Source organism: Okeania sp. SIO2F4, assembly GCF_010672385.1.
Classification (GTDB): domain Bacteria; phylum Cyanobacteriota; class Cyanobacteriia; order Cyanobacteriales; family Microcoleaceae; genus Trichodesmium.
Genome location: NZ_JAAHGT010000565.1, coordinates 1 through 6,310, shown reverse-complemented (window position 1 = coordinate 6,310; position 6,310 = coordinate 1). Strand labels below are relative to the sequence as shown.

Here is a 6,310-nt window from a genome sequence, read left to right as displayed (position 1 = left end):
AGCACCTACAAATCTTGCAGCTTGTCTAGATTTTCGAGATTTAAACTTAGGAGGTTTGACCTTGATACTTTTATGTTTACCTTGACAACTATCAAAGAAATTCTTATATGCCTGGTCTAAATCTTTTAAAGACTGTTGTAATGGAGTAGAAGCTACATCTTTTAACCAAATTAATTCTTTCTTAGCTTGAGTTATGAATTGTTTAGTTAAGTCAACATAGCTAGTCTTTCTTTGACCGTTAACATACAGTTGATTGCAATACTCTAAACTTTGATTCCAAACGTATCTACAGCACCCAAATAGTTGATTTAATTTATTAATTTGAATCTGATTTGGATATATCCTATACTTATATCTAGCTTTCAATGTTTTCGGCCTATTACTAACACTAAAGCAATATTATTATAGCATTGGCTGGCATTCCCATACGACATCAAATCAAAGATTATGATGTGGGTCTTCTGCCAACATTTAGATAAATAATTTAATCGCTGAATACTTATAAAACAGATAAGTATTTATGCCCAAAAATTAAGGGTAAGAAATAAAACTTTCTGTTGAATTTATTGCACAGCATGGCATCTGACAGAAGTTTTCGAGTTGATGAAGTAAAAAATTCTGGGACAGTAGGGATTAGGCACTGGGAAAAGAGATTAATATTAAAACTGTACCTCACTATTCGTGCAAAGTGCGGTAAAATTTAATACCTATAATTAGTAATTGTTTACTGGTAACTCAATACAGGTCAGTAATTTTATATATAATTACTTTCCCCAGTCGAATCAGATAGTAAAATTAGATAAAGGGTGTATTTGGAGTAACTTAAGTTCTGCAAAAATATAGATACTGCAAGATGTTTAAAGATGATAAAAAAATGCTAAAATCACAAAAGCCCATAACTCCTGATGTTCAAAAAAGTAAATTAGATCAACGTGCTCCTAACAGAATTGTTAGTCTTAGCCGTGGTATTAGGATTGTCTGGTTGCGTACAATTTTATTTGTATTTATAGATGCAATTTTAGTATCTCTTGGTTGGAAAACTGCTCAGTGGATTAGCAATAATAAAGATACCTTGAAAGCAATCCCATCTTTTGATTTAGTTGGAGATACTGCTTCTAGACCAGGATTTTTACTACCAATTTTACTAATTACACTAAATAGTATTGCTGCTGCTGGATTGTATGGTGAGCGGGAAAATCGTCGTCAATATTTTAGGTTAATCAAAAGTCTTACCTTTGCCCAAGTAATCATACTATTCCTAGCTTTTATCTATGAACCAGGGGTAATTTTTTCTCGCTCTACCTTTCTACTAGCATGGTTCTTTAATCTGATATTTCTATTGGCAGGTCGTTTAATTGCAGAAGTAACTATTACAATTATTCGCAAACAAAGTAATCTCAGTCACAAAATTTTTTTAGTTGGTACTTCCCAAGATACTTTAGTGGCAAAAATTGCTCTGAAGTTAGTCAGTAATAAAGAATATGAAATCTTAGGGCAAGTAGATTTATCTACCAAAGAAAATAACTGTCGCTGGCAAGAGATTTTACAAGAGATATATGAGAAAGGAGTGGGAGAAATTTTTGTCTGTTCTTGGCGCTCAATTCCAGACCACATGGAATTTTGTTGGAGTGTAAAAACAGCAGGTATTCATCTACGGATTTTACCAGTTGGTTTAAGTATTCCCACTCAAATACCCAAAATAGAGATGATTGGTGGGATACCTACAATTCATTTAAGTCCGCCAGCAATTGTAGGTGTTGATTATTGGATAAAGCGTAGTTTTGATTTAGTTTCTTCAGGTCTGTTTATTTTGTTAGCTGCTCCTCTACTATTATTCATTGCAGCTCTAATTTACCTAGATTCTCCAGGACCAATATTTTATAAACAAATTCGCATGGGTTTGAGAGGGCGACATTTTAAAGTTTGGAAATTTCGTACGATGGTTGTCAATGCCGATCAATTAATCAAAGAGTTGGAGGCGAAAAATGAAACTAAAGATGGTGTGCTATTCAAGATGAAAGAAGACCCACGCATTACTAAAGTTGGCAAGTTTCTCCGGCGCTATAGTATTGACGAACTGCCTCAATTGATTAATGTGGTGAAAGGCAATATGAGTTTAGTCGGACCACGACCTCTACCCCTACGAGATGTTGAATGTTTTAAACCACACCATTTTGCACGACAAAATGTTCTGCCAGGAATTACAGGTTTGTGGCAGGTATCGGGTCGCTCAAATATTCTTGATTTTGAGAATGCCTTCCGCCTAGATATGACTTATATAAATAATTGGTCTCTGGCAATGGATTTCCAGATTTTACTAAAGACAGTCAAGGTTGTTTTGGGTAAAGAAGGGGCATATTAAGAAACCTCTTGAATTAGCTGCTCAATATTTTTCTTCTTAATTTTCCACATTTCCTCTTCTTCCCAAATCCACATAGTGTTTACACGCTCGATTTTACCATCGAAGTTAAATACTGTTGCCGTTGCTAAGGTCTCAATCCAGACTGTTGCTCCACAAGAGTGAGGCTTTTCTGGTCGATAAACGATTTTACAAGGACCGTGAATCTCTATTTCGTGACCTTTGGCTAAATTCTTAGAACCTCTTTTGACAGACATCACATCAAGATCGGTATTTTTCTCCTTTTTATTGGTAGCAATACTATTTCGATCAAAATGAATAGTATTTTTACCACAATGTCTATAGGAATGCCAATTTGGTTTAGGACCACGTTTCCTGCTGGAGATTCTTGGCATTCCTTTATATAGAGGAATTACCCAAGTCCTGCCATTAATTTTTCTGGCTCCTTGAATCCTACCTTCTTTGATTAAAACTCGGACTCTTTGAGCAGAAATATTTAATAGAGAAGCAGCTTCTGTTGTACCAACAAACATAAACATATTTTTTTTCCTGAAAATATATGAGGCAATATGGAATGGTGCTTAATAAAATGAAAAGACTATTTCTCTATACGCAATAGTAAAAATAAAAATTCTATCCTGACTGGAATCTCTACAAATTCAAGGATTTTACTTACACTGAGATTGGTAGAAAATTTCTGAGCATCTGATTTGGGAATGTAGATATTCTTAGATGTAACTTTACAGTTTTCATTAGAGCTTAAGAAAATGAAAATACTATTTCTCCATCGCAATAGTGAAAATAAAAATTCTATCCTGACTGGAATCTCTACAAATTCAAGGATTTTACTTACATTGAGATTGGTAGAAAATTTCTGAGCATCTGATTTGGAAATGTAGATATTCTCAGATGTAACTTTACAGTTTTCATTAGAGCTTAAGAAAATGAAAATACTATTTCTCTATACGCAATAGTGAAAATTATATCATTTCTGATATGGGTATATTTGATTACCATCTCCTCGCTCCCCATCATAAAGATTACAGCAAACTTTTTGAGATTTGCCAATAAAATCCCCATCCAGGCAAAAAGAATTGAAAAACTTCACAACCTAAGAAAAATTTTTTTTTAAAGGAGTCTTGAGAGGGAGTAACCTCATTAGCTGAAGCGATAAAAGAATTAGATACAGAGGATTCAACAACACATAACGTTGCCAAAGACGATTTGGCTCTTGTAGCAAACGAAAAAGCCACTCCAAACCAAACTTTTGCATCCAAGGTGGAGCCTGGGGAACATTACCAGCATGAAAATCAAAAGCAGCACCCACACAAACTAAAGCAGAATCTAACTTTTGACTTTTTTCAAAAGCCCAAGCTTCTTGTCGGGGGCAACCTAAACCAATAAATACTATACCTGCCCCTGAGTCTTTAATTTGTTGAATATATTTAGTATCTTCCTCTGGAGTTAGAGGGCGAAATGGTGGAGAAATAGTTCCCGCAATAATTAGGTTAGGAAATTTGTCTTGGAGATTTTGCTGCAAACTTTCCAAAACTTGGGGAGTTGAGCCATAGAGAAAAATACTGATATTTTCATTAGCTGCCGCAGTACAAAGATGTAACATTAACGTCGGACCATAAACCCGATCGCTCAGATGAGGTCGATCGGGTTTGCGTAATAAATTCATCGCCCAACGTACAGGTTGACCATCAGGAACAACCAGAGTAAATTGATTCAGGCGATCGCCATGACCTTTTGAGTCGAGATAACCAGTCATAATTCCATGCACTGGCGTCGGAGCAACAGTACAAGATTGTCGTAGTTTAGCAGAGTTAATAATAAATTCTGTACAGTCGTAGTAATTTGTGTGACTAACTCCTATACCTAAAACACTGGTTTTATTTGGAGGAGTTAAAGAAGGTAGGTAGTTTGTCATTTTTTTATCTATTTAATTAGGGTTTGGTGAAAAAGTATGAGTGGTAGGGGTAGGAGTCAGGATAAATGGAATTTAGAGGAGGTAGGAGCAAGAATTGTCCCTTAATTTTTCTGCCATAGTGAGCCTTTAATGCTCAATTTTTGAACTTGAGAGGCTTAAAAAGGCTAAAATCTTTATCTGTAAAGGCTTTGATATTTAATCAGCCAGCCCTAATTAGGTTAATTAAGTTGATTTTGAGCAGTGATTAGTACACATATAATCTGCAAATATGCCGGACAATTTGCAAGATAATATTTAGTCAAATTTCCCAGTTATAAATTTACGATAAAAATCAAGATATTGGTCGGCTATGTTAGCTTTTGCAAAGCGCAAATCATTTGTTTTTGACTTAATTTTATGCTGATTATAGGCATCAATAATAGCTGTAGATAAATTTTTCACAACTTCTCCTTCCAGACTAAAGTAAATACAATCTGAATTACCTACTTCCTTCAAAATTGGAATATCAGAACAAACTATTTGACAGGAAAAATATAAAGCTTCTACTAAAGGCAAGCAAAATCCTTCACTAGCAGAAGGGCAAACAAATAACTCACAATTTTGATATAACCAGCATAATTCTGGGTCTGATAAAGATGAGCTAAAGATTACAGATTTTTCCAATGAAAGATTATTAACTAATTGTAGTAATCTTTGAGTTTCAGGACCTTCGCTACCAACAATAATTAATTTAGTTATCGAATCAATTTGCAAATTCTGAATTAATAAACCATATGCTTGTACTAATAAATCTAAGTTTTTATTTTTTCTATGTTGAGCAACAGCCAAAATAAAAGGAGTATTTTCTATTATATTTGGCGATTGAGATTGGGTGTTTTGAAAATCAACATAGTTATAAATTACTGTAGGTAATTTTTGCTGGTAAATCTGAGGAAAATAATATTTTAATCTGGATAAAGTAACTTGAGAAACACAAGTTATACCATCAGCATTTTTGACACATATTTGAGTGAATAATTGATTAAATATATAATTAGGAAATCCAAAATTTTCTGGATTATCAAAGGGATAAAAATCGTGTATAGTTGCTACTACAGGGCAGGGAAAGATAAATCTAAAAAATGGTATAGGAAAAGAGACATGAACTAGGTCAGCATTGAGAATTTTTGTTAATTTAGGCAGTTGAGAAATAAACCATATATTTCTATAAATGGAGCTATTTTTAATATTTACTGGATAAATTTTGATTTTTTCTGAATCAATTTGAAAATCTTCAAGAAAATATTTTTCCTGCCAACTGCCTAAAACTAAAGTAATTCTAGAAATTTGCTCAATCTCATCTAAACATTTAGCTAAATTAGCAGCATATCTACAAATACCACTAGGGCGATCGAACCGACTAAGAGCTAAGATTAAGATGTGCATAGAATAATGGATAATGGATAATGGATAATGGATAATTGGTAATTGATAATTAGGGTTTGCCGATTAAATCTAAAAAGATTGATATATAGAGGTTTTAACCTTTTTAAGTCTGGAAAAAGTATAAGATTTTCATTTCTTAGTATCTAAAAAAGTTAGGATTTTGGTTGACGCAAGGCAGAAAAATCAAGAGATAATTCTGTCTCCTTTCTCCTAACTCATTCCCTACTACTCCTGACTCCTGACTCCTCCCCTCACTCATAAAACTTTTTGAGCGCAAACCCTAATTAGGGTTTGCCGATTAAATCTAAAAAGATTGATATCTAGAGGTTTTAACCTTTTTAAGTCTGGAAAAAGTACCTGGTTTTCAGCTCTTCATGGTCAAAAAAGAGCGCATTTTGAGCAAGATAAGATAGGGGGAGAAAATCAAGGGAGGATTATTCTGACTACTTCCTGTATAATTCCCATTACTTCTTAATTCTGGATTCTGGATTCTGACTCCTCCCCTTACAAAGAGACTTTCCATACGCAAGCCCTAATTGGTAAAGAGGATTGAACCAAGAGCGGAAATATTATCAATTATCCATTAAAATTCA

The 6,310-nt window shown here is 34.0% G+C and carries 5 protein-coding genes; 1 reads left to right on the top strand and 4 read right to left on the bottom strand.

Annotated elements, in window-relative coordinates; translation table 11 throughout:
• On the bottom strand, positions 1-366 hold a 366-nt coding region (locus tag F6K22_RS27615), incomplete at its 3' end, for an RNA-guided endonuclease InsQ/TnpB family protein (RefSeq protein WP_293105461.1).
• A gap of 508 nt (positions 367-874) precedes the next feature.
• On the opposite strand from F6K22_RS27615, the gene F6K22_RS27610 reads away from it, so the two are divergent.
• Positions 875-2,362, top strand: coding sequence for a sugar transferase (locus F6K22_RS27610; protein WP_293105458.1), 1,488 nt, complete (start codon positions 875-877; stop codon positions 2,360-2,362).
• Here the strand turns inward: F6K22_RS27610 and F6K22_RS27605 are convergent.
• The 3 genes from F6K22_RS27605 to F6K22_RS27595 all read right to left on the bottom strand — a co-directional run bounded on the left by F6K22_RS27605 (position 2,359) and on the right by F6K22_RS27595 (position 5,717).
• Positions 2,359-2,898: a helix-turn-helix domain-containing protein gene (locus F6K22_RS27605; protein ID WP_293105455.1), complete on the bottom strand. Its 540-nt coding sequence runs from the start codon at positions 2,896-2,898 to the stop codon at positions 2,359-2,361. The two genes, F6K22_RS27610 and F6K22_RS27605, sit on opposite strands and share 4 nt — an antisense overlap.
• A gap of 572 nt (positions 2,899-3,470) precedes the next feature.
• On the bottom strand, positions 3,471-4,292 hold the full coding sequence (locus tag F6K22_RS27600) for a WecB/TagA/CpsF family glycosyltransferase (protein WP_293105453.1): 822 nt from the start codon (positions 4,290-4,292) through the stop codon (positions 3,471-3,473).
• A 294-nt stretch (positions 4,293-4,586) separates the two neighbouring features.
• Entirely contained in the window at positions 4,587-5,717 is a 1,131-nt protein-coding gene (locus F6K22_RS27595; RefSeq protein WP_293105450.1) for a glycosyltransferase family 4 protein, read from the bottom strand.
• Positions 5,718-6,310: the final 593 nt, after the last annotated feature.

Coding starts and splice junctions, on each gene's coding strand:
- F6K22_RS27610 (WP_293105458.1), top strand. CDS start 875: ATGCTAAAATCACAAAAGCCCATAACTCCTGATGTTCAAAAAAGTAAA.
- F6K22_RS27605 (WP_293105455.1), bottom strand. CDS start 2,898: ATGTTTATGTTTGTTGGTACAACAGAAGCTGCTTCTCTATTAAATATT.
- F6K22_RS27600 (WP_293105453.1), bottom strand. CDS start 4,292: ATGACAAACTACCTACCTTCTTTAACTCCTCCAAATAAAACCAGTGTT.
- F6K22_RS27595 (WP_293105450.1), bottom strand. CDS start 5,717: ATGCACATCTTAATCTTAGCTCTTAGTCGGTTCGATCGCCCTAGTGGT.